General features: G+C 67.6%; 16 protein-coding genes and 1 tRNA gene. 9 read left to right on the top strand and 8 right to left on the bottom strand.

Features of this window, described 5'->3' with window-relative positions; genetic code table 11:
* Positions 1-37: 37 nt before the first annotated feature.
* The gene (locus MFM001_RS07030) at positions 38-1,357 is read left to right on the top strand and encodes a sugar ABC transporter substrate-binding protein (protein ID WP_116374725.1); all 1,320 of its coding nucleotides are present in this window, start codon (positions 38-40) and stop codon (positions 1,355-1,357) included.
* On the opposite strand, the gene MFM001_RS07035 is transcribed toward MFM001_RS07030, so the two are convergent.
* Together MFM001_RS07035 and MFM001_RS07040 are read right to left on the bottom strand one after the other, a co-directional pair.
* The gene (locus tag MFM001_RS07035; RefSeq protein WP_116374539.1) at positions 1,354-2,184 is read right to left on the bottom strand and encodes an energy-coupling factor transporter transmembrane protein EcfT; all 831 of its coding nucleotides are present in this window, start codon (positions 2,182-2,184) and stop codon (positions 1,354-1,356) included. The two genes, MFM001_RS07030 and MFM001_RS07035, sit on opposite strands and share 4 nt — an antisense overlap.
* On the bottom strand, positions 2,181-4,217 hold the full coding sequence (locus MFM001_RS07040) for a DUF2232 domain-containing protein (protein WP_116374540.1): 2,037 nt from the start codon (positions 4,215-4,217) through the stop codon (positions 2,181-2,183). Before MFM001_RS07040 ends, MFM001_RS07035 begins: the two co-directional genes overlap by 4 nt.
* Before the next feature lie 126 nt (positions 4,218-4,343).
* On the opposite strand from MFM001_RS07040, the gene MFM001_RS07045 reads away from it, so the two are divergent.
* Together MFM001_RS07045 and MFM001_RS07050 are read left to right on the top strand one after the other, a co-directional pair.
* Complete coding sequence (locus tag MFM001_RS07045; protein WP_116374541.1) at positions 4,344-4,832, top strand: MarR family winged helix-turn-helix transcriptional regulator; 489 nt, start codon at positions 4,344-4,346, stop codon at positions 4,830-4,832.
* 78 nt (positions 4,833-4,910) lie between these two features.
* Positions 4,911-7,499, top strand: coding sequence for an ATP-binding cassette domain-containing protein (locus MFM001_RS07050; protein ID WP_142760675.1), 2,589 nt, complete (start codon positions 4,911-4,913; stop codon positions 7,497-7,499).
* Here MFM001_RS07050 and MFM001_RS07055 read toward each other — a convergent pair.
* Entirely contained in the window at positions 7,431-8,126 is a 696-nt protein-coding gene (locus MFM001_RS07055) for a VIT1/CCC1 transporter family protein (RefSeq protein ID WP_116374543.1), read from the bottom strand. The two genes, MFM001_RS07050 and MFM001_RS07055, sit on opposite strands and share 69 nt — an antisense overlap.
* Positions 8,127-8,182: 56 nt before the next feature.
* Here MFM001_RS07055 and MFM001_RS07060 point away from each other — a divergent pair, with 56 nt between their 5' ends.
* Both MFM001_RS07060 and MFM001_RS07065 read left to right on the top strand, forming a co-directional pair.
* The gene (locus MFM001_RS07060) at positions 8,183-10,099 is read left to right on the top strand and encodes an acyl-CoA dehydrogenase (RefSeq protein WP_116374544.1); all 1,917 of its coding nucleotides are present in this window, start codon (positions 8,183-8,185) and stop codon (positions 10,097-10,099) included.
* A 331-nt stretch (positions 10,100-10,430) separates the two neighbouring features.
* The gene (locus MFM001_RS07065; RefSeq protein WP_116374726.1) at positions 10,431-14,552 is read left to right on the top strand and encodes a bifunctional nitrate reductase/sulfite reductase flavoprotein subunit alpha; all 4,122 of its coding nucleotides are present in this window, start codon (positions 10,431-10,433) and stop codon (positions 14,550-14,552) included.
* 101 nt (positions 14,553-14,653) lie between these two features.
* Here MFM001_RS07065 and MFM001_RS07070 read toward each other — a convergent pair whose 3' ends face one another.
* Together MFM001_RS07070 and MFM001_RS07075 are read right to left on the bottom strand one after the other, a co-directional pair.
* A complete protein-coding gene (locus tag MFM001_RS07070) occupies positions 14,654-16,093 on the bottom strand; it encodes a hypothetical protein (RefSeq protein ID WP_202864131.1) in 1,440 nt (479 codons plus the stop codon).
* Positions 16,094-16,454: 361 nt separating this feature from the next.
* A tRNA-Asn gene (locus tag MFM001_RS07075) sits at positions 16,455-16,530 on the bottom strand.
* 129 nt (positions 16,531-16,659) lie between these two features.
* Between MFM001_RS07075 and MFM001_RS07080 the strand changes: the two genes are divergently transcribed.
* Entirely contained in the window at positions 16,660-16,902 is a 243-nt protein-coding gene (locus MFM001_RS07080; RefSeq protein ID WP_062541263.1) for a hypothetical protein, read from the top strand.
* A 242-nt stretch (positions 16,903-17,144) separates the two neighbouring features.
* Here MFM001_RS07080 and dnaG read toward each other — a convergent pair whose 3' ends face one another.
* A complete protein-coding gene (gene dnaG, locus MFM001_RS07085) occupies positions 17,145-19,031 on the bottom strand; it encodes a DNA primase (protein WP_116374546.1) in 1,887 nt (628 codons plus the stop codon).
* Between the two features lie 4 nt (positions 19,032-19,035).
* Positions 19,036-20,283, bottom strand: coding sequence for a deoxyguanosinetriphosphate triphosphohydrolase (locus tag MFM001_RS07090; RefSeq protein WP_116374547.1), 1,248 nt, complete (start codon positions 20,281-20,283; stop codon positions 19,036-19,038).
* Positions 20,284-20,331: 48 nt separating this feature from the next.
* Between MFM001_RS07090 and MFM001_RS07095 the strand changes: the two genes are divergently transcribed.
* Complete coding sequence (locus tag MFM001_RS07095) at positions 20,332-22,329, top strand: TPM domain-containing protein (protein ID WP_116374548.1); 1,998 nt, start codon at positions 20,332-20,334, stop codon at positions 22,327-22,329.
* 15 nt (positions 22,330-22,344) lie between these two features.
* Here MFM001_RS07095 and MFM001_RS07100 read toward each other — a convergent pair whose 3' ends face one another.
* Positions 22,345-23,736 carry a glycine--tRNA ligase gene (locus MFM001_RS07100; RefSeq protein ID WP_116374549.1) on the bottom strand — a complete coding sequence of 464 codons (1,392 nt, stop codon included), beginning with the start codon at positions 23,734-23,736 and terminating at the stop codon, positions 22,345-22,347.
* Positions 23,737-23,847: 111 nt separating this feature from the next.
* Here MFM001_RS07100 and MFM001_RS07105 point away from each other — a divergent pair, with 111 nt between their 5' ends.
* On the top strand, positions 23,848-24,225 hold the full coding sequence (locus MFM001_RS07105) for a metalloregulator ArsR/SmtB family transcription factor (RefSeq protein ID WP_116374550.1): 378 nt from the start codon (positions 23,848-23,850) through the stop codon (positions 24,223-24,225).
* A complete protein-coding gene (locus MFM001_RS07110) occupies positions 24,222-24,614 on the top strand; it encodes a Fur family transcriptional regulator (RefSeq protein ID WP_116374551.1) in 393 nt (130 codons plus the stop codon). Before MFM001_RS07105 ends, MFM001_RS07110 begins: the two co-directional genes overlap by 4 nt.
* Positions 24,615-24,618 lie beyond the last annotated feature (4 nt).

The raw sequence follows: 24,618 nt of genomic DNA on the forward strand, positions 1-24,618 counted from the left end.
CGCAATCTCGATGACCGCGCCCAGGCGTTCCACGCTGGTGGCCGCGCCCAGGCGTTCCACGCTGGTGGCCGCAGCAGTGGTACTGGTAGCGGTGCTATTGGCCGCGTCGGCGGTGCTGCTAGATATTTCGGCCACGCCCCGCGGCGGCCGCACCGTCGTGACCGTGCGACTGTGGGACGAGCAGGTCGCCGCGGCCTACCGCCAGTCATTCCAGGCGTTCACCCGCGCCCATCCCGACATCGAGGTGCACACCAACGTGGTGGCCTACGCTACCTACTTCGACACGCTGCGCACCGACGTGGCCGGCGGCAGCGCCGACGACATCTTCTGGCTGTCCAACGCCTACCTCGCCGCGTACGCCGACAGCCGGCGGCTGATGAAAGTCGAGGCCAAGCCGGATTGGGAACCCTCGGTCGTCGGGCAGTTCACCCGCGACGGAACGCTGTGGGGTGTGCCGCAACTGACCGACGCCGGCATCGCCGTGTACTACAACGCAGACCTGCTGGCGAAGGCCGGCGTCGACCCTTCGCGGCTAAGCACCGTGCGATGGAGCCCCGACACCAGCGACACGCTGCGGCCGCTGCTGGCCGGGCTGACTGTCGACGTCGACGGGCACGCCGCGGGCACACCGGGTTTCGATCCGCGGCGGGTGCGCCAGTGGGGCTACAACGCGGCGAACGACCCGCAGGGCATCTACTTGAACTACATCGGATCCGCCGGTGGCGTGTTCCAGACCGGCGACCGGTTCGCGTTCGACAATCCCGGTGCCCGTGCCGCGTTCAATTACCTTGTCCAATTGATCAACGACGATCATGTCGCACCACCAGCCTCGGACACCAACGCCAACAACGACTTTTCCCGCAACCAGTTCCTGGCCGGCAAGATGGCACTGTTTCAGTCCGGCACCTACAACCTGGCGGCGGTGGCCGGCCAGGCCGGTTTCCGCTGGGGAATCGCGATGCTACCGACCGGTCCGAAGGGCCGGGTCAGCGTCACCAATGGCATTGCCGCTGCCGGTAATTCGGCGTCCAAGAATCCCGACGCGGTACGCCAAGTGCTGGACTGGATGGGCAGTAAACAGGGCAACGAATACTTGGGCCGCAGGGGCAGCGCCATTCCCGCCGTGCGGTCGGCTCAGCGGGTGTACTTCGACTACTGGGCGGGCAAAGGCGTCGACGTCACACCGTTTTTCGCGGTACTGAACGGACCGCGGATCCCGGCGCCCGGCGGCGCCGGCTTCCCTGCCGGCTACCAGGCTCTTCAACCGTACTTCGACGAGATGTTCCTCGGCCGCGGCGACGTGGCGACACTCTTGCGCGAAGCCCAAGACGCGGCCAACGCCGCCGCCCGCCGTTAGGCGCCGAGCATCAATTCCGCTGCCAGTGCAGCGCCGCACACCACGGCCGTGATCGAAAGCGCCACCCAGTCAGCCAGCTTCGGCCGCGACGGGACCGCCGAGATCTGACCGGTGCCGCCGCGGGCGGTGATCGCATCGCCCATCTCGTCGGCGCGGCGCAGCGTCACGGTGACGGCCGTCGCGAGCAGGTCGACCAGCTCCACCCAGCGGCGCCGCCGACGCCCGCGCCGGGTAGCCGGTACCTGCCTGGGCCGCAACCGGCGAGCGGCATAGAGCACCCGGAACTCGTCGATCAGCATCGGGAACGCCCGCAACGCGAGCGCCAACGCGACGGCCCACTCGTCGACCGGAATCCGCAAGAACCGCAGCGGACGGCCCAATGTCGCGACAGCAGGTGCGATTTCGGCGACATTCGTGGTCCAGGAGACCATTGCGCCCAAACCGAGCAACACGATCGACAGCGCGGTGACGCGCAAGAAGTTCAACAGCCCGCCGAGCCCCAGGTCGACGGTGCCCAGGTGGACCACCGGGTCACCGCCGGCCAGCGCCGCGGTGATGCCGCCGAACGCCAGCAGAATCCATAGCCAGGGCGGCACCGACGGCAACGCGCCACGCGGAATGCGGGCAGCCCGGGCCGCCGCCAGCACCAGGGCGGCCACCAGCGCGATCGACGCCCATCCGGGATAGAACGTCATCAGCACCGAAATGCCGAAGACCACAATCAGTTTGGTGCCGGCCCACAGGTCGTGGATGGGCGATCCGTGCGGCACCGGGCGCAACAACACCACCGGGCGCGACGGCCGACGTGTTGGCGCAGCAGTCGTCATGACACTCCCCCCGCCGTCGCCGACGCCGCCTCGAGCATGCCGTCGCGCAAATGAAGTGTGCGCGGGCACAACTCCTCCATGCCGGCGAAATCGTGCGAGATCACCACCACCGTCAGGCCGTGCTCACGGCGCAGATCCTCCAGCAGTCGCAGCAGTCCGCGCTGGCTGACGGCGTCCAGCCCGGCGAGCGGCTCGTCGAGGATCAACGCCCGCGGTGACCGGGCCAGCAGGCCGGCCAGCACCACGCGGCGCATCTGGCCGCCGCTGAGTTGGTCGATACGCCGTTGTGCCAGCGTGGCATCCAATCCGACGACGGCCAGCGCGGTCGCGATCCGGTCGTGGTCGTCCGGTGAGAAACCGGCCGCCGAGGCCACTTCCCGATCCACCCTGCTCCGCATCAACTGCAGTCTGGCCGCCTGGAACGACAGCGCCACCGCGCCGACCTGCTCGTGGGTGGGTCGCCCGTCCAGCAGGCAGGTGCCGGTGGTGGGCACCGTCAGCCCGGCCATGATCCAGGCCAGCGTGGACTTGCCGGATCCGTTGCCGCCGTGGATCAGAACCCCGTCGCCCTGATACACCGAGAAGCTGATGTCGCGCAGCGCGGTCTTTTGCCACGGTGTGCCGCTGCCGTATTCGTGGCCCACGCCGGCCAGTTCGAGCACCGGGGTGGCGTCCGCGTGGTCGATCGGCACGCTGGCCTGTGGCGCGGCAGTTGTCTCGACCATCTCGGTGTTGTCCGGCGAATCGCTGAGATTGATTGTGCGGTCGGCGGATTGGGCCTCGTCGTGGTAATGCGTGATGTGAATCAGGGCAGTGCGATGCCGTTCGGTCAGGCCGGACATGATGCCCAGCAGTGCTTCGCGGCCCTGCTGGTCGACCATGCTGGTGACCTCGTCGGCGATCAATAGCGCGGGCTCGCGTGCCAGCGCGGCCGCCATGGCCAGCCGCTGCAGTTCGCCGCCGGACAGGCTTCCGGTGTCGCGCTCGGCGAGCCCGTCCAGCCCGACCTCGGCCAGCAGCCGGTCCACGTCGGTGGTGGTGCCCGGCGGCAGTCCCCAGACCACGTCGTCGCCGACGCGGGTGCCCAGCACCTGACTTTCCGGGTGCTGCATGATGACCGCGGTTCCGCCGAGCCGACCCAACCCGACCGCACCCGGACGTTCGACGCTGCCCGACGTCGGCTCCCGCCCGGCCAGGATCAGCATCAGGGTGGTCTTGCCCGAGCCGTTGGCGCCGGTGACCGCAACGTGTTCGCCGACGTCGACCTCCATGCTCACCGGCCGCAACGCATCCTGCTGGGTGCCCGGGTAGCGATAGCGCACCCGGTCCAGCCGCACGGGAACCGGTGCGATGGGCCCGGTTTCGGCCAGCTCGTCGAGCTTGTGGACGTCGGGAACGCCACGCATCCGGTCCAGCACCCGCGACAGCGCCCACCAACCGATCAACGACACGATCATGATCATGATGACGAAGTTGGCCAGGAGCAGCCACGGCCAGTAATGCGCCGCGGCCGCGAAAAATCGCTTGAGCTCCGCCGAGGGCTGCTCCAAACCCGACCGCGCCATGACGGCAGCGATCCCGTCGACGTTGGCGGTGATCGCGGCGAAGATCAGGCGCCGAAGCCGGGCCAGCACCGCCAGCGCGGCCACCACCGCCGCCCCGAACACCGCGCCGGCCACCAGCGACGCGGCGATCACAGTCGGCGTACCGCGGCGTCTGCGCTTGACGATTCCGCACAGCCCGCCGATGTAGGCGCTGTGGACGACGGTCATGAAGCCACCCATGCCCGCGATCAGGAAGGCGATGATCCCGGCGGCCACGGTCGCCGCGATCAACACACGCAGCCGGTAGCGGTAGGCCAGCAGGCCCATCGGGACGGTGCCGAGCAGCGCCAGACCGGCCGCGAACGGGACGACCACCGCGATGATCGCGGTCGCGGCGCACAGCGCGGCCATCACCGACGCCTGCGCGAGTTCGCCGGGGCGCAGCGATCGCGCCCGTCGCGCTGGATTCGCTGTGCTGGCGGCGGTCATTTCATTGATTCTGCCAGTAGTCGGCGGGTGTGCCGCGTTCGCACGCCGTGCGGTCCGTCCGGTGTTTGCCGCCGCGAAGCCGCCCAACAAGTGGTGTATATAGCCAAGCTATGCAATTATGGAGGCATGACGTCATCCGCGACCGCACGGCCCGGTCCGGCCCGCGACTCCGGCGAAGCCGTCCCGGGGCTGGGTGCTGATTTGCTGGCCGTGGTCGCCCGGCTCAACCGCTACGCGACCCAACGGATCCAGATGCCGTTGCCGGCGGCGCAAGCCCGGCTGCTGTCCACCATCGAGGCCCAGGGCGAGGCGCGAATCTGCGAACTGGCCGCGGTCGATCATTGCTCGCAGCCCACGATGACGACGCAGGTACGACGGCTGGAAGACGCCGGCCTGGTCACCCGCTCCGTCGACCCCGGCGACGCGCGGGCGGTCCGCATCCGCATCACCCCGGAGGGCGTGCGAACCATCAACCGGGTGCGGGCGGATCGGGCCGCCGCAATCGAGCCGCAGCTCGGCCGGCTCGACCCTGCCGACCGGCAGACGCTGGCCGAGGCCGTCGCAGTCCTGCATCGGCTTCTCGACGACGCCGCGCCGCCGACCCGCCCGCGCTGACCGCCCTGCCGGTTCTCGGCGCATGATGGCGGGTAGACAAACCGTTGATCGGCCCACTGGGTGCGAAAGGTGGTGACCATGCGGCCGGAGGCGCAGGCTTCCCCGTTGACCGTCTGGGTCGGATCGAAGCGCTACACCTTCCCCGCCGGCCGCGACGTCACCGTCGGCCGCGACAGCCGCTCGGATATCCAGCTCGACGGCACGGAGCACACCACCTCGCCCACCCACTTGGTGCTGCACCACGACGGCCGGCAGTGGGTGGCTTTGGACCGCAGCCAACACGGCATCTACGTCGACGGCGTGCGCATGTCGACCGTGTTCATCCGCGACGGCCGGGCGATCACGCTGGGTGACCCGCGGCATGGCCCGCGGCTGGTCTTCCAACTCGCCGCGCCTCCGCCTGCCAGGGGCGCGCCAGCGCCTCCGCCGCGCGGTCGGCCCATGTCACCTCCCCCGCCCCGCAAGCGGCCCGCACCGCCGCGGATGCCCGCACCACCCGGACCGCCGCGGGTCCAGCCGCCACCGCCCCCCGACCAGCCGAAAAGCCCGCCCTCCCAAGCGCCTACGCAGCGATTCCGCCTGCCGCGGCCACGGCAGGTGCCGGTGCCACCGCCGTCGCCCGAACCGCGACCGGCCACGCCGAAACCGCCATCCCAATTGCCCACCACGCGTTTTCAGGCACCACCGCCGCAGCCGCCTCCACCGTCAGGCCCGCCACCACCGCCTGCACCGCCACCACCGCCTGCACCTCCGCCTAAGCCGCCGCCACCCGAGGCTCACCCGAAACCTCCTGAGCCACAACCGGAATCGCCGCCGTCGTGGCCGCAGGTGGCCCAGCGCAAGGGGCAGGATCTGGTCGGCCGCATGACCGGAGCCATGCAACGGCTGATCCCCAGTCGGGCGGAGCCCCGGCCACACGAGACGGCGCCCACCACTCGGCTACCGCGCGCCGGCTCCGAGGCCCCGCCGCAGCGCCCCGCAACGCCGTCTGGTGCGCTGCACGCCCGAGGGCTGTGCCTGAGCATCGAAGGCCAACCGGTGCTCTCCGACGTGTCGTTCACGGCGCAGCCAGGCAGCCTGACAGCGATCGTCGGGCCGTCACCGGCCGCCGGATGCGCGCTGATCGATCTGCTCGGCGGCGCCGTGCGGCCGACCGACGGCACCGTCACTGTCGGCGGCCACGATGTGCACGACGAGTACGACGCGATGCGGCCCTACATCGGCATCGTGCCGCAGGACGACTTGGTGCACCCGCAACTCACCGTCGAGCAGGCGTTGGGCTACACCGCCGAATTGCGGTTGCCGCCAAGCGCTTCGGCTGACGAGCGCCGCAGGATTGTGGACAGCGTCATCGGCGAGCTGGGACTGAATTCGCGGCGCACCGTCCAGGTCGGCGAGCTCTCGATCGAACAGCGCAAGCGTGCCTCGCTGGCCTCCGAACTGATCACCGAACCGTCGCTGCTGGTTCTCGACGAGCCGACCGCAGGCCTCGATCCCGCCGGCCAACAACAGATTTTGGTGCTACTGCGCCGGCTCGCCGACGCGGGCCGCGTCGTGGTGCTGTCGACGACGGCGGTCGATCACCTCGGCGTGTGCGACCAGGTGGTGTTGCTCACCTCGGCCGGCACCACGGCGTTCGCCGGGCCGCCGGCAGAGATCGACGCGAGCTGGTCGGAGATTTTGGCTCAGGTGACCAGCGACCCCGACGGCGCCCACGAGAAATTCCTGGCTCGCCGGCAGGAGCTGCCCCCCGACACGAAAACCGTTGAGGCTCTTGGCCCGCCGGAGCACGTCGGGGTGTGGCGGCAAATCGTCGTCGCCGCGCGACGGCAGGCCTGGCTCCTAGTCGGCGACCAGCGCTATTTCATCTTCCTGACCATCCTGCCGTTGCTGTTCGGCGCGTTGGCGTTAGTGGTGCCAGGACATGCGGGCTTCGGGCAGGCCGACCCGTACGGCGACAGCCCGGACGAGGCCGTCGAAATTCTGGTGGTGCTGAATTTCGGTGCGGTCGTGATGGGTACGGCGCTGGCCATCCGCGATCTGTTCCGCGAGCGCCGCATCTTCCAGCGTGAGCAGGCCGACGGATTGTCGACGTCTGCCTACCTGGCCGCCAAGATCATCGTCTACGGCATCGTGGCGCTGGTGCAGACCGCGATCATCACCACCGCCGCGGTCGCAGGCAAGGGCGCGCCGGTGAAAGGCGCTGTCCTGCTGGGCAGCCCGGCCTTCGAGCTCTACGTCGCCCTGGCGGTGACGGCGATTGTGTCGATGGTCGTCGCGCTGGTGCTCTCGTCGCTGGCGAAGTACACCGAGCAGCTCGTGCTGATGACCGTGGTGGTGGTCCTGCTGTCATTGTTGTTCTCCGGCGGGGCTTTTCCGCTGGCTGGCCGCTTCGGGTTGGAACAGCTCGCCTGGCTGGTGCCGTCGCGATGGGGCTTTGCGGCGGCGGCGTCCACCGTCGACGTGCATGCGATCAATCTGCTGGCCGATTTCGACGAGTCCTGGAGCCATTCGGCAGGCTGGTGGCTGCTCGACATGGCGATCCTGATCGGTTTCGGAGTGCTCGGCGTCCTGTTCCTGTGGTGGTGGCTGCGGCCGTCACACCACCATGCCGATGAGCTTCCCGACGACATGGGTGGCGGCAATCGCGACCGCACCGAACAGTAGCTGCCGCGACGCGCCCCACCAGAGCGGCTTGCGGGTGAACCGGGTCGCTAGACCGCCCGCGATCAGCAGCCCGACGCCCGCGCACACCAGTCCGGCCGCCAGCGATTCGAAGCCGAGCAGGTAGGGGATCAGCGGGATCACCGCGCCGACGGCGAACATCACGAACGACGACAGCGCCGCCAGCCAGGGTGACGGTTTTTCGCTGGGATTGACGCCGAGCTCCTGTGCGAGATGGAACGTGATCGCCCCCTTCTCGTCGCGGTGGATCTCGTCGGCGGCGACTTCGGCGGTGTGCTCGGTCAGGCCCAGCTGCGTCAGCATGTCGACCAACTCGGCGTGCTCGGCCTGCGGGCGGGTGCGCAGCGCGCGGCGTTCGACGTAGACCTCGGAGTCGATCTGCTCGTTGGCGGTGGTCACCGACGTGTACTCGCCGAGTGCCATCGAAAACGCGCCGGCCAGCAGACCGGCGATACCGCTGAGCACAACGGCCTGGGTGCCGGCGCTCGCGGCCACCCCGGCGATCAGCGCGGAGTTGCTGACCAGGCCGTCCATGGCGCCGAAGCTGGCTGCCCGCAACCAACCGCCGCTCACGTCGGAATGGGTGTGACCGACGTCGTACTGCGTCATGGCGATATCTAAGCTCACCGGCCTGTCGGCGCCTCGATCGCGTTACGGTCGGGGGTATGACCACGATTGCCGAACATCTGCGCAACACCCTCGACGGGCGCTGGCGCGACGTGAAGAACCAGATGCGAGAGCGGCTCACCGGCGAGATCTTCGCCCCGCACTACACGCCCAACACGGTGATCGCCCGTACCAAAGTGGCGGAGCAGATGAAGATCATGGCGGACGCCGGCGCCGCCGACGACGGCTTCCGCAAGGAGCACGGCGGCACCGGCAACGTCGGCGCGGCGATCACGATGATCGAGATGCTGGCCATGTCGGACCTGTCGCTGATGGTCAAGGCCGGCGTGCAGTGGGGTCTGTTCGGCGGGGCCGTGGAGAATCTCGGCACCGAACGCCATCACGAGCAGTACGTGCCGAAAATCATCAACCTCGAACTGCGCGGCTGCTTCGCGATGACCGAATGGGGCCACGGCAGCGACGTGCAATCGTTGGAGACCACCGCCACCTACGACCCGAAGACGGAAGAGTTCGTCATCGACTCCGCGACCCCGTCGGCGCGCAAGGAGTACATCGGCGGCGCTGCCGAAACCGCCACCATCGCAGCGGTATTCGCACAGCTGATCACAGGCGGCGAAAACCACGGCGTGCACTGTTTTCTGGTGCCGATCCGCGACGCCGACGGCAACGACCTGCCCGGTGTGACGACGTCTGACAACCACTACAAAGGCGGGCTGCCCGGCGTCGACAACGGCCGCATCGTGTTCGACCACGTGCGCGTGCCGCGGGAGAACCTGCTGAACAAGTACGGCGACGTCGCGCCGGACGGCACCTACAGCTCGCCGATCGAGAACCCGGGTCGCCGGTTCTTCACGATGATCGGCACGCTGATCCGCGGCCGGGTCTGTGTGGGCGGCAGTGCCGGCAACGCCGCTCGGCTGGCACTGGACATCGCCACCCGGTATGCGTTGCAGCGCAAGCAGTTCAGCGCTCCCGACGACGAGCATGAGGTGCTGATCATGGATTATCTGGTGCACCAGCGCCGGCTGCTCCCGCTGATCGCCAAGTCCTATGCGCTGCAGTTCGCGCAGAACGAGCTGGTGTCCAAATGCCATGATCTGCAGACGGCCGACGCTCCCGATGCCGAGGAGCAGCGGGAGCTGGAGTCGCGGGCCGCCGGGTTGAAGGCGGCCAACACCTGGCACGCCAGCCGGGCCATCCAGGAAGCGCGCGAGGCGTGCGGCGGCGCGGGCTACATGGCCGAGAACCGGCTGATCGCGCTGCGGGCGGACACCGACGTGTTCACCACCTTCGAGGGCGACAACCACGTGCTGACTCAGTTGGTGGCCAAGGAGCTGCTGACCGCCTACGCCGACGACATCCGCAGTATGAGTCCGGTGGAGTGGGTTCGCTTCGCCGCCAACGCCGTTGGCGATCGGGTGATCAAACGCACTGCGGCAGAGGCGATCATGCAGCGGATCATCGACGCCCGCCAGGACAGCGAGGAAGAGGGCAGCCTGTTCAACCGCGGCACTCAGGTCAAGATGTTCGAGGATCGCGAAGAGTATCTGCTGTCCTCGGTGGCGCGCCGGCTACAGGCCAAGTCCAACGAGATGTCGGCGTTCGACGCGTTCAACGCGGTGCAGGACCACGTGCTGCATGCCGCGTCCGCGCATATCGACCGGGTGGTGTTGGAGGCCTTCGTCGCCGGCATCGACTCGTGCGAGGACGAGAAGGCCCGGGAGATCCTCGATCTGGTGTGCGACCTCTACGCGCTGACGGTCATCGAAGACGACAAGGCCTGGTACATCGAGCACCGGTATCTGTCGACCGAGCGAGCCAAGGCGGTCACGCGCGGCATCAACGACCGGTGCCGGCGGCTGCGGCTCTACGCCGAGACGCTGGTCGACGGGTTCGGGATCCCCGAGCCGCTGCGCTACGCCGAGATGCTGCACCCGGAGAACCTGCCGGACTAATCGTGGCGAGCAGACCTTGACGAAAACTGTGAATCTGCCGGGGGTTTGGTGAATCCTCTGCAGCGATCCGCCAGCCGAGTCCGCATCGGCGGTAGGTTGAGTATGCAACCGCTCAGCTGGGGTTAACTCGCGGTTTCGCGCCGATCACCACGGCGCTGCCGCGCCGGCGAGAAAGCCGTAAAGCCTGTGCAATCTCGCCTCACCGATCTCGAAACAACCCCGCTGCACGCTGGTGCGCAACTGCCGACTGCACATCGAGGAGGACGCACGCGTGGCTGCCGAGCCGGACACTGTCGACAGCTTGTGCGCCTACTGCGGTGTGGGATGCGGCATGGTCCTGCAGGTCGACACGGATCCACAGACCGGCCGCCGACGAGTAGCCAAGTCGACCGGGCAGAAAACACATCCGACCAACTTCGGCCGGTTGTGCACCAAGGGCGCAACCACCGCGGAGATGCTTGCCGCGCCGGGCCGGATGGACTCGGCTTACCGGCGGCCCCACCGCGAAGAGCCGATCGAGGCCATTGACGTCAATGCCGCGATCACCCAATGCGCGCAGCGACTCCGCGCGATCATCGACGAACACGGGCCCGACGCCGTCGCGCTCTACGTGTCCGGCCAGATGTCGCTTGAAGCACAATACTTGGCGAACAAGCTCGCCAAGGGGTTCATCGGCACCAATCAGATCGAGTCGAACTCGCGGCTGTGCATGGCCAGTGCCGGTTCCGGTTACAAGCAGTCCCTGGGCGCCGACGGGCCGCCCGGCTCATACCAGGATTTCGACCACGCCGACGTGTTCTTCGTCATCGGCGCCAATATGGCCGACTGCCACCCGATTCTGTTTCTGCGGATGATGGACCGCGTCAAGGCCGGCGCCAAACTGATCGTCGTCGACCCACGGCGCACCCCGACCGCGGAGAAGGCCGACCTGTTCCTGCAGATCGCGCCGGGAACCGACCTCGCGCTGCTCAACGGGCTGCTGCACCTGATCGTCGAAAACCGGCATACCGACGCGGAGTTCATCGACGAGTTCACCGAAGGCTGGGAGGTGATGCCGAGTTTTCTGCAGCAGTTCGCGCCCGACGTGGTGAGCGAAATCACAACTATCCCCGAGGCGGACATCCGCACGGCCGCCCGCTGGATCGGTGAGGCCGCCAACTGGATGAGCTGCTGGACCATGGGCCTCAACCAGAGCACGCACGGCACCTGGAACACCAACGCGGTGTGCAACCTGCACTTGGCCACCGGTGCCATCTGCAAACCCGGCAGTGGGCCGTTTTCCCTCACCGGCCAGCCCAATGCGATGGGCGGACGCGAAATGGGCTACATGGGACCGGGTTTGCCGGGTCAGCGATCCGTCACCTCCGATGAGGACCGTACGTTCGTCGAGGACGTCTGGCGCGTTCCCCGCGGAACGTTGCGCACCGAGGTGGGCGGCGGCACCGTCGACATGTTCTCACGGATGGCCGACGGCCAGATCAAGGCATGCTGGATCATCTGCACCAACCCGGTTGCCACGGTGGCGAATCGGAAGACGGTACTGGCCGGTTTGGAGCGGGCCGAATTGGTGATCGCCCAGGACGCGTTCTTGGACACCGAGACCAACGAGTACGCCGACGTCCTGCTGCCGGCGGCGTTGTGGACCGAATGCGACGGGGTGATGGTCAACTCCGAGCGCAACCTCACCCTGTTCCAGCAGGCGCTCGAACCGCCGGGACAGTCGTTGCCGGACTGGCGCATCATCGCCCGAATCGCCTGCGAAATGGGGTATGGCGAGGCGTTCAGCTACGACTGCGCCGAGGACGTGTTCGAGGAGATCAAGCAGTTCTGGAATCCGGCGACCGGCTACGACCTGCGCGGCATCAGCTACGACCGGCTGCGGCAGACCCCGGTTCAGTGGCCGTGCCCGCCGGGCAGCTCGGCAGACCGCAACCCGATCCGTTATCTCAACGACGGTGTGAGCCAGACGCAGCTTGTGCGAGACGACGGCACTGTGCCCCGCTTGGCGTTTCCGACACCCAGCGGTCGCGCGATGTTCTTCGCCAGGCCGCACTTGCCGCCGGACGAGATGCCCGACGACGACTACCCTTTTCTGCTCAATACCGGGCGTCTGCCGCACCAATGGCACACGATGACCAAGACCGGCAAGGTTGCCAAGCTCAACAAACTCAATCCCGGCCCGTTCGTCGAAATTCACCCCGACGACGCCTCCCGGTTGGACATCCGCGACGACGATCCGGTCGAAATCGCCTCTCGCCGCGGCCGTGCTGTGCTGCCGGCGGTGATCACAGATCGGGTCCGGCCAGGCAACTGCTTTGCGCCGTTTCACTGGAACGACGCGTTCGGTGAATACCTGTCGATCAACGCCGTCACCAACGACGCTGTCGACCCGGTGTCGCAGCAACCGGAGTACAAGGCCTGTGCGGTCACCCTGGCGAAAGTCGCCGCGGGTTCCGAACCTCGCAGTCCAGAGATGGCCGAAACGCCGCCCACAGAGGAGATCAGCTTGTCGCAAGTGGACACCCTCGCCGAACTCCTCGGCCAGACCGAGGAATTCGCGATCGAGTTCGATGCGATGGAACGCCGCTATCTCGCCGGTCTGGTGACCGCGCTGCGAACCGAGGTCGGGCGCCGAACGCCCGGGGTGCCGACTCTGCCGCTGAGCGCGCCGTTCGAGCCGGGCAAGCGGATGTGGGTGGACGGAATGATGGCCGGCCTCTTCTCCCGCAGCCCGGTACCCGGTGCGGTTTCAGCGCCTCCGCGCGGTACGGGGCCCATCGATCCGACACCTGCCGAACCTGAAGAACAGCAGCGGGATTCGATCGTGGTGTTGTGGGCGTCGCAGACCGGCAACGCCGAGCAGTTCGCCGCCGAGTGCGCCGCGCAACTCGACGCGGCCGCAGTGCCGGTGACGCTGCGCGCGATGGACGAGTTCTCAGTGGCCGACCTGGCAAGGACCAAAGAGCTGCTGGTGATCACCAGCACCACCGGCGACGGGGAACCACCGGACAACGGCGCCGCGCTGTGGGAGAACCTGTCCGCCGACAACGCTCCCCGGCTTGTCGACACCCGTTACGCGGTGCTGGCTTTCGGCGACTCCAGCTATGCCGACTTCTGCGGCTACGGCCGCAAGCTCGACACCCGACTCGCCGAGCTGGGCGCCACTCCCATGCTTGACCGTGTCGACTGTGAACCCGACTACGAGGAGGCCGCCGTCGGGTGGCTGACCGCGGTCCGCGAGGTCCTGACCAAAACGCCGATGCTCGTCGGGGGTGGTGCCAGTGCGCCCGCAAGCACCGCCGCCGTCGTCGCGCCCGCCAAACCGGAACCACAGCTCTACAGCCGCAAGAGGCCGCTGATCGCGCGACTGGCACGCAATGCCCTTCTCAGCGGTGCCGGTTCGACCAAGGAAGTGCGCCAGTTCGCGTTCGAACTACCGGAGGGCACGCTGAGCTACCACGCCGGTGACGCGCTGGGCGTGTGGCCGCGCAACAACCCCGCGCTCGTCCAGGAGTGGCTGGAGGTCACCGGCCTGGACGGGGACACCACCATCGAGGTGCCCAACCACGGGGCGATGCGGCTGCGCACCGCTCTCACCGAACGGTTCGAGATCACCCGCATCACAGGTGATCTGCTGCGGTTCGTCGCGCAACGCAGCGGTGATGCCGAATTGGCCACCTTGGTGAAGCCGGAGAACAAGACGGCGCTCGCCGACTGGATGTGGGGCCGACAAACGGTGGACGTGCTGGCCCGATCCCCTGTCACCGCGAGCGTGGACGAGTGGTTGTCGGTGCTCAAACCGCTTGCACCGCGGCTGTATTCGATCTCGTCCGCGTCGATCGACAATCCCCGCGAGGTGCACCTGACCGTCAGCGCCGTGCGTTACGAGTGTGAAGGTGTCCCGCGGGGCGGGGTGTGCTCGACGTATCTGGCCGATCACGCCGACAGCGACGAGATCGGGATTTTCGTTCAGCAGGCCAACCACTTCCGGCCGCCAACCGATCCGGATACGCCGATGATCATGATCGGCCCCGGGACCGGGATTGCACCGTTCCGCAGTTTTCTGCATCGGCGCCGCGTGCTGGGCCACCCCGGGCCAAACTGGTTGTTCTTCGGAGAACGCAACGCCGCCACCGACTTCTACTACCGCGATGAGGTCGAGGAGATGTACGCCGACGGTTTCCTCACCGAACTCGACCTGGCGTTCTCGCGCGATCAGCCGGAGAAGGTGTACGTGCAGGACTTGATGCGTCGGCGTGGCGCGGAATTATGGCGCTGGCTACAGGCCGGTGCGCACCTCTACGTCTGCGGCGACGCCAATCAAATGGCTAAGGAGGTCGACCGTGCGGTCCACGACATCGTGGAATGCTACGGCGCGCTGGACCCCGACGCCGCCAATGCCTACGTGCGAAACCTCTCCGCCGAGAAGCGCTACCAGCGCGACGTGTACTGAGGTAGCGCGAGCAGATTGCCCAACGTCGTCGGACGCAAACCAGCAATCTCCGTGGTAAACAACAACCAAGAGCGTGATGGCTGCCTGCCGTCTTGCCTGCGTTATGTCGCGGAAGGACTCGAACCTTCAACCGTTCCTGGTGAGTGAGCAGGACTGGGTGCTGCGCCACTGCGGCCCGAACGGTGCTGGCCGCCTGCGATAGGTGTTTTCCGACGGACCGATACACCTCGCGGTGGGCGTTTCGGTGGGTCGGAACTGCCGTACCGCCGCACGGTGCTCAGATGATGGCTTGGCCTGGCCAGTGGTTTGCCCGCATCGGTCCTCTGTCCGGTGCGGGGCCCTGCCGGTCGTCGCCGGATTGCCAATCCGAGACCACGCCTGCCGATCGCGGCCGCCGCCCCGTGATGGGACGTAACGGTGGCCGGGTCGGAAGTTTGCTGCCGCAAAGGCTGGATCCAGTGCTGGGCACCCCAGCGGCTCGTGTAAGCCGCATCGACCCCGATCACATTGATGCCCCTGCGAGCGGCCATGCCGATCAGACGTCTGCGGAAGTTCGCGGTGGGAATACCGGACACGGTGCGCCGCAACCGCTTTCCACGCTTCCCCCTGCCGAGGGTTTCACGGCCAATGGTGCGGCTGTCGTTGAAGCCGAGATTCTCAATCACGACGGCACGGCAATTGTGCTGCTGCGCCAAATTCAGAAGTGTGACGATGGCTGCGCGCATGCGCCCGTCGCGGTGAGATGCGGTCAGCCCCGCGGTTACGACCTCGATGCTATTCGGTTCTCCTATCAGGTTCCCCGACGCGTCGAGTACACAGCAGGCCAAATGGTCGGCGTTTAAATCCACTCCCAGCACGTGCCCGGCGCGCAACTCCTCGAGGCTGGGCAGCGGTTTGGGGCTGGACCTCCACGACGCGTCCAAATACCAGCGGCCCCTCTTGGTATCGAAATGGATGTCGTAACGCACTGCCTGCCGGGCTGTCATCCGGTCTGCCCATTCATCGCCGCGGTAAGCAAAACGCACCGGTCGTTCGATCACCACATGCGAGCCAAATTCCGCGGTCAATGCCACAGGGACCTTGATGCGCAGGCGGCCTTCCGGATCGACGCGGATCGTCTCGTTGCCACCGACCTTGCCGGTCTCGCCGTCGGCTGTGATGAACATCCGGACCGCATCCCATTGGTGCCGCCATTGCAGCTCAGTCAAGTCGGAGTGAACAAGATTGTGGCGCTGGCGCCAGAGGCGTTTGCCGCCAACCACAATCGCGGGGCGACCCCCTGCTAATGCCTCCTCCGCGGCGCGCACACGTTGCCGCAGCACAGCGAGTCGGCGTGTCTTGGTGAACCGCTCCGCCTTGCTGCGATAACCCCGCCGCACACCACTCCGGCGAGCCGACGCGAGACAGCCATGATCCACTTCTGCGGTGCTGTGTTCACCGGGATTCAGCGCGCACCGCTCAGACAACACGTTCACCGCCGCATTAAGGTCCGCAACCTCGGCTGTCAAACCTCGCATACCCAGCTGAAACTGGTCCTCCACGGCCCGGGTAATCGTCCCAGCCCACCGCGAAGAGGACACAAGGGTGACTGCGCGCTTACGCTCGGCCCGCCAAGCCGCTCGGGCCGCGCGATCTAGGACACCGCAGCGGATGCGGGCCGCCAGCTCAGCTCGATACACGGACCCAAGGAATGCCCCGATTGCGGTCAAAGCCACAGCCTCGTCCGCGCTCACGTGAATTCTGGTACGAACGCGCACACCGCTCGGAGCTGCCGCCACCGTCGGCTCAGCCATCCGCCGTAACCGTGCAGGTTTGCTCATGCACAACATGCTGGCAGCAGCCACTGACAACATCGGTGCGGTCGAAATGCGATGTGGATCCAGCGACAACGCAGGCCTTCGGTGGCTCCCCCGGGTGGACTCGAACCACCAACCCTTCGGTTAACAGCCGAATGCTCTGCCAATTGAGCTACAGGGGATTGCCCGTGCGACGAGGGATGACTCTAGCTTACGGGCCCACGGCTTCGCCAAGTCACCGCCGCCAGCCGACGCCGGTCTGGACACGTGAGGCAGGATGGAGCCACGCACCGTTTCTGGAGGGGGCCGTTTTGATCCGGTATTTCGTCGTGCTGGGACTGGGCTACGTGTTGGGCGCTAAGGCCGGCCGCCGCCGCTACGAGCAGATCGTCGGCACCTACCGCGCTCTGACCAGCAGTCCTGCCGCCAAATCGGTGATCGAGGCGGGGCGACGCAAGATCGCCAACCGGGTCTCGCCCGACGCGCGGATGGTGACGTTGACCGAGATCGACGAGGCGACCAGCGTCGTCGAGCCGCAACGAAACGCTCGCTAGGCCGTCAGGTCGTCGCCGCTGGTCTGCTCAAGCAGGCATCGACTGTCCTTCCGATCGCAACGCGACCACCGTGCGGAAGGCTGCCAAAACAGCTGCCGCCAATTGGGAATAGGCGGCCCGACCAACGCGCGAGCGAAATGCCTCCAGCTCGAATACCGGGATGGTCGGTGGATGGCAGTTGGTCATCAGCTCTGGCGTTCCATGGCGGCGCGGATCCGCGCGCAAGCCGCAAACTGAGACGCTCAGGCCGTCAGGTCGTCGCCACTGGCCTGCTCGAGCAGGCTGCGCCGATAGGCCTCCATCGCGACCAGGTCGCCGAACAGCGCGTGATACTCGTCGCCCTGCTCCACCGGTGACATCCGCTGCAGCTTGGACTTGACCTCGGCGATCTGCCGGCCCACCCAGACCTCCTGCAGCCGGGCCAGCACCCCGGCGATGTAACGCGGCAGCTTCTCGTCGTCGTCGACCCGGATGGTTTCGACGCCCAGCTCGCTGATCAGCCCGGCAGCCGCCGGCGACGGGGCCTGCTGGCGCACCGCGTCCAACCACTGTCCCCCGGTGATGCCCGCACCGGTGCCGCCGGCCGCGTCGATCGCTTTGCGCACCGCGGCATAGCCGGGATGGGTGAAGCTCTCGACGGTCAGTGCGTCGAACACCGGCCCGGCCAACGCCGGATACTGCAACGCCGACTTGAGTGCCTCGCGCTGCGGCCACAGCGTCGGGTCGCGCGGGTCAGGTCGAATCGCGGCGGGCTCGGCCGACTCAGCCGCAGGAGCGCGACGACGGGACCTACCGCCGCCTTTTGCCTCCTCGCGCACGCGGCCGACCACCTGCGCCACATCCGCCCAGCCCACCCAGCCCGCGAGCCGGCGCCCGTACTCGTCGCGCAGCATCGGATCTTTGATCTGGGCGACCATCGGCACGCAGCGTCGCAGCGCGGCCACCCGGCCCTCGGCGCTGTCCAGATCGACTTCGGCGAGCGCGCTGCGGATCGCGAACTCGAACAACGGCGTTCGGCGCGCCACCAAGTCGCGCAGTGCGACGTCGCCATGGGCCAGCCGCAGGTCGCAGGGGTCCATGCCGTCGGCGGCGACGGCCACGAACGACTGGCCGGCCAGGTGCTGCTCGCCCCCGAACGCCTTGAGCGCGGCGGCCCGGCCCGCCTCGTCGCCGTCGAACACGTAGATCAGCTCGCCGCGAAAGAAGTTGTCGTCCATCATGAGTCGGCGCAGCATCGCCAGATGCTCGTCGCCGAACGCGGTGCCGCAGGACGCGACGGCCGTGGTCACTCCGGCCAGGTGCATCGCCATCACGTCGGTGTAGCCCTCGACGACGACGGCTTGATGCCCCTTGGCGATGTCGCGCTTGGCCAGGTCGAGGCCGAACAGCGCCGACGACTTCTTGTAGAGCAGCGTCTCGGGGGTGTTGACGTACTTGGCTTCCATCGGGTCGTCGTCGAACAGTCGGCGCGCACCGAAGCCGATCACTTCGCCGGCTGCGCTGCGGATCGGCCACAGCAGCCGACGATGGAACCGGTCGATCGGGCCGCGGCGGCCCTCCCGCGACAATCCCGCCGCTTCCAGCTCTTTGAACTCGAAACCCTTGCGCAGCAAGTGCTTTGTCAACGAGTCCCAGCCCGATGGCGCGAACCCGCAGCCGAAATGGCGGGCGGCGTCGCCGTCGAAGTTGCGCTCCTTCAGGTATTGGCGGGCCGGCGCGGCCTCTGCGGATTCCAGAGTCTCGGCGTAGAACTGCTGGGCCGCGGCATTGGCGGCGATGAGCCTGCTGCGGCTGCCGCGGTCGCGCTGCACGCTGGTGGCCGCCCCGGTGTAGGTGATCGTGTAGCCGATCCGGTCGGCCAGCAGCTCGACCGCCTCGACGAAGTTGACGTGCTCGATCTTCTGGACGAACGCGTACACGTCGCCGCCTTCGCCGCAGCCGAAGCAGTGGAAGTGACCGTGGTTGGGCCGCACGTGAAACGACGGCGACTTCTCGTCGTGGAATGGGCAAAGGCCCTTCAGCGAGTCGGCGCCGGCGCGGCGCAGCTGGACGTAGTCGCCGACCACCTCGTCGATGCGGACTCGTTCACGGATGGCGGCGATATCGCGATCGGAGATACGGCCGGCCATCGGGTCAGTGTAAGGCGATCCGTTCCAGCCGTCCTTCGGTATACGAGGCGATCTGGTCGACGATCACCCGCAGTCGGGCCGCGTCGTCGGCGGCCGTGTTGAACGCCGGCACGAACACCGGGTCGAGGGTTCTCGGCGCACCCGCCAGCAGCCACTGCGCCACCCGGTGAATCCGTTCACGCTGGGCGACCTGCATTTCCAGATGCCGCGGGTCGGACATGATGAACTGCAGCGCCAAGATCTTCAGCACCGCGACCTCGGCGCGAACCAGATCGGGCACGTGCAGGTCTGCCCGATAGCGCCCCAGTGGGCCGGGCCCGGCTGCCTCACGGGTGGCCGCTATTGCCGCGGAGGCGAACCTGCCCACCAGCTCGCTGGTCAACCGTTTGAGCGCCACCGACGCCGCGAGCGTCCCGTCGTACTTGCCGACCGCAGCGACGACCGGCAGCCCTGACAGCCGCTGCGCGGCGGCCATCAGGTCGTCGGCAGCCACCCTCGAGAATTCCCGCTCCCCCAGCTTGGCCAGCGTGGCGGCTTCGTCGTCGTCGGCGAGCACCCGCAGGTCGATGCGGCCGGAGATGACGCCGTCCTCGACGTCGTGCACCGAATACGCGACGTCGTCGGCCCAGTCCATCACCTGCGCTTCCAGGCAGGCCCGCTCGGCCGGCGCTTGTGCGCGTACCCAGGCGGCCGGTTCGCTGTCGACGGCGTAGAAGCCGAACTTGCGTTTGCTGCTGCCGCGGGTCCACGGATATTTGGTGACCGCGTCCAGTGCGGCTCGAGTCAGGTTCAACCCGGCGCTACGCCCTTGCGGGTCAAGGACTTTGGGCTCGAGGCTGGTCAGGATCCGGAAGTTCTGCGCGTTGCCCTCGAATCCGCCGCAGGAGGCGGCGACTTCGTCGAGCGCCTGTTCCCCGTTATGTCCGTAGGGCGGATGTCCGATGTCGTGCGCCAGGCCGGCCAGGTCGACAAGGTCCGGGTCGCAGCCCAGCCCGATCGCCATCCCCCGCCCGATCTGGGCAACCTCCAGCGAGTGGGTCAACCGGGTCCGCGGGGTTTCGCTTTCCCGCGGCCCGACGACCTGCGTCTTGTCGGCCAGGCGGCGCAGCGCGGCACTGTGTAACACCCGGGCACGATCCCGGGCGAAGTCGGTGCGGTGCTGCCCCTCGGTGCCCGGTAGGCCGGCGGTCTTCGGCGCTTCGGGCACCAGCCGCTCACGGTCGTACTCGCTGTAGGGGTCCTGCGGGGTCATTGCCGTTCAGTCTGCCAGCACAGTCCAGCCCGCATTAGATTGGCGAGCATGCGCGTTGTCCGCCTGCTGGCCGTGTTGCTGGCAACCCTGACCACCGGAGTGCTGCTGGCGCCGTCGGCCACCGCAGAGCCGCCGTTCCGCCTCTCCGGTTACGTCACCGACAAGGCGGGCGCGTTGAGTGGGTCGGGTCGCGGCGCGGTCGGGTCGGCGGTGAACAAGCTCTACGGCGACCGCCACATCCGGCTGTGGGTGGTCTACGTCGACGACTTCTCGGGCCAACCGCCGACGAGCTGGGCCCAGAACACCTGGCGCGCCAGCGACTTGGACGGCAACGATGCGCTGCTGGCGGTGGCCACCGTCGACCATGCGTACGCATTTTTGGTGCCGTCGAGCGTGAAGAGCGTCAGCTCCAGCCAAGTCGACGACTTGCGGCGCAACCAGATTGAGCCCGCGCTGCATCGCGGCGACTGGGGCGGCGCGGCGGTTGCCGCGGCCAACGGGCTGAACCCCCCGCCCGGCTCGCCGAACTGGGTGCCGCTGCTGATCGCGCTGGGCGTGGTCGCGATCGCTGTCCTGGCTCTAGTGCTGGTGATGCGGTATCGGCGGCGACGACGGCGGGCCGCCGAGTTGGAGGCGGCGCGACGGGTCGATCCGACCGACCCGGATGCGCTGGCCGCCGTGCCGCTGGGAGCCCTCGACGATTTGTCGCGGTCGATGGTGGTCAACGTCGACAACGCGGTTCGCACCAGCGCCAACGAGCTGGCGCTGGCGATCGAGGAGTTCGGCGAGCAGCGAACCGAACCGTTCACCCGTGCCGTCGATAAGGCTAAAGAGGCTCTGGCCCAAGCTTTTTCGGTCCGCCAGCAACTCGACGACGCGATCCCGGAAACGCCGGCGCAACGGCGTGAGCTGCTGACCCGGGTGATCGTCTCGGCGGCACGGGCCGATCGCGAGCTCGAAGAACAGCGTGAGGCGTTCGAGCAATTGCGCGACCTGTTGATCAACGCGCCGACGCGGCTCGACGGGCTCACCCAGCAGCTGGTCGAGCTGACCGCGCGAATCTCACCGTCGGAGCAGCGATTGGCCGCGCTGCACGACGAGTTCGTCGCTGCCGCACTGACTTCGGTGTCAGGCAACGTGGCGTCGGCCAAAGAGCGGCTGGCCTTCGCCGAGCAGAACATCACCCGGGCACGCGATTTGGCGGCGCGACCGATCAGCGGCGCTCAGACCGGGCTGGTCGACGCGGTCCGCGCCGCCGAGTCGTCGCTGCGGCAAGCCCGTGCGCTGCTCGACGCCGTCGACAGCGCCGAAAGCGACATCCACCACGCCGTCGCCACCCTGCCGTCGCTGATCGCCGACATCCAGTCCGGGATCGAACACGCCAACACGCATCTGGCCCAGAATCTCAAGGCGCCGCATGCCCGCGAACTGGCCGGCGCACGCGATGCCGCGGTCAAGGCCGTCGACGCCGCGCGCGCAGGCGGCTCGGCCGACCCGCTCGGCGCGTTCACCCGATTGACCAAGGCCGACGCCGATCTGGACCGCCTGCTGGCCACCGTGGCCGAGGAGCAGGCCACCGCCGAACGGCTCAACCGCACGCTGGAGCAGGCGTTGTTCACCGCGCAGTCGCGGGTGCGGGCGGTGTCGGAATTCATCGACACCCGTCGCGGCAGCATCGGGCCGGAAGCACGGACCCGGCTCGCCGAAGCGAACCGGCAATTGCAAGCAGCCCTTGACAAACGGTCGACCGACGTCAGCGACGCAATCGCGACTGCAAACGCTGCGGCCGCGCTGGCCGCTCAGGCGCAGTCGCTTGCCAACGACGACGTCCAGTCGGTTCAGCGCGCCTACGCCGGCCGATATGGCGGCAACGACATGGGCGCCATGATGGGCGGGATCATCATCGGCGACCTGCTCGGCGGGGCGATGCGCGGTGGCTACGGCGGCTGGGGCGGCAGTGGCGGCTGGGGCGATGGCGGTTGGGGCCCAACGTCTTTCGGCGGTTCATCCGACGGCGGCTTCATGGGCGGCGGCGGGAGGTTCTAGAGCATCCCGTTGGGCTTAGCAGCCCTTGAGGCGCTTGGCCAGATAGTCGGCGACGGCGTCGATCGCCACCCGCTCCTGCGTCATCGCGTCACGCTCGCGCACGGTTACCGCTTGGTCGTCGAGCGTGTCGAAGTCCACCGTCACACAGAACGGCGTGCCGATCTCGTCCTGGCGCCGGTACCGCCGCCCGATCGCGCCGGCGTCGTCGAACTCGACATTCCAGCACTGCCGCAACTCGGCGGCCAGGGCGCGCGCCTTGGGGCTCAGGTCGGCGTGCCGGCTCAACGGCAACACCGCGGCCTTCACCGGCGCCAGCCGCGGATCCAGCCGCAGCACCGTGCGCTTGTCCATGCCGCCCTTGGCGTTTGGCGCCTCGTCCTCGCTGTACGCATCGATCAGAAACGCCATGAACGAGCGGGTCAGCCCCGCCGCCGGTTCGATCACATACGGCACATATCGGGTGTCGCTGCCCTGGTCGTAGAACGACAGGTCGACACCGGAATGCTTTGAGTGCGTGGACAAGTCGAAGTCGGTTCGGTTGGCCACACCTTCCAACTCGCCCCACGGGTTGCCCTGGAAGCCGAACCTGTACTCGATGTCGACCGTGCGGTCGGAGTAGTGCGACAGCTTGTCCTTCGGATGCTCCCACAGCCGCAGATTGTCGGGGTTGATGCCGAGGTCGATGTACCACTGCAACCGGGTGTCGATCCAATACTGGTGCCACTCCGGCGCGGTCGACGGCTCGACGAAGAACTCCATCTCCATCTGCTCGAACTCGCGCGTGCGGAAGATGAAGTTGCCCGGGGTGATCTCGTTGCGAAAGCTCTTGCCGATCTGCCCGATACCGAACGGCGGCTTGCGGCGCGCCGTCGTCACCACGTTGGCAAAGTTGACGAAGATGCCCTGTGCGGTCTCCGGCCGCAAGTAGTGCAGCCCCTCCTCGGTCTCGATCGGCCCGAGGTAGGTCTTGAGCATCATGTTGAACTCGCGCGGCTCGGTCCACTGGCCGGGTTCACCGGTCTCCGGGTCGCGGATGTCGGCCAAGCCGTTGGGCGGTGGATGCCCGTGCTTTTGCTCGTACGCCTCGATGAGGTGGTCGGCGCGATAGCGCTTGTGGGTGATCAGCGATTCGACCAGCGGGTCGTGGAACACCTCGACATGCCCGGAGGCGACCCACACCTCGCGCGGCAGGATGATCGAGGAATCCAGGCCGACAACGTCGTCGCGGCCGGTGACCACAGCGCGCCACCACTGCCGTTTGATGTTCTCCTTGAGTTCCACCCCCAACGGCCCGTAGTCCCAGGCCGATTTGGTGCCGCCGTAGATCTCCCCGGAGGGATAGACCAGCCCCCGCCGTTTGGCCAGGTTGACGACGGTGTCGATGACGGACGCCACGAGGTGGTGCACTCCTTGTCTACGGATGGTCTACGGATGAGGGGGCGGTGAGCAACCGTCATCGTAGCGAGCCACCCCGCAGTCTTTGACATGCGTCATTACGCATGTGACAGTGGAACCAACATGTCCCCCACCACATCAACGGCCGCCGACGGCGACGAGCTCGTCGAAAGCCATGACCACGGCGGATCGGCCGCCTTTCCGCCGCCCCCTCCGCGGGAGATTCTCGACGCCGCCGGCGAGTTGCTTCGTGCGCTGGCCGCACCGGTACGCATCGCGATCGTGCTGCAGTTACGCGAATCCCAGCGCTGCGTGCACGAGCTGGTCGACGCGCTGGGTGTGCCGCAGCCGCTGGTCAGCCAGCATTTGAAGATCCTCAAGGCGGCGGGCGTGGTGGCCGGGGAGCGCTCAGGCCGCGAAGTGCTCTACCGGCTGGCCGATCACCACCTCGCGCACATCGTGATCGACGCCGTGGCGCACGCGGGTGAGGACCACTCGTGACGCGGCCCAGCGTGCGCGCCACCCGGCAGCGGGCGGCGATTTCGACGCTGCTGGACAGCCTCGACGACTTCCGCTCGGCCCAGGAACTGCACGACGAGTTGCGCCGGCGCGGCGAGAACATCGGCCTGACGACCGTGTACCGCACGCTGCAGTCGATGTCGGCGGCGGGACTGCTCGACACGCTGCGCACCGACACCGGCGAATCCGTCTACCGGCGCTGCTCGGACGACCATCACCACCACCTGGTGTGCCGCAGCTGCGGGTCGACGGTCGAGGTCGGCGGTAACGACATCGAGAAGTGGGCCGCGCAGGTCGCGGCCGAGCACGGGTTTTCCGACGTCAGCCACACCATCGAGATCTTCGGCACCTGCGGAGCGTGCCAAGGCTGATTGG

It is taken from the genome of Mycobacterium sp. MFM001, assembly GCF_003402475.1.
In the GTDB taxonomy this organism is placed as follows: Bacteria; Actinomycetota; Actinomycetes; order Mycobacteriales; family Mycobacteriaceae; genus Mycobacterium.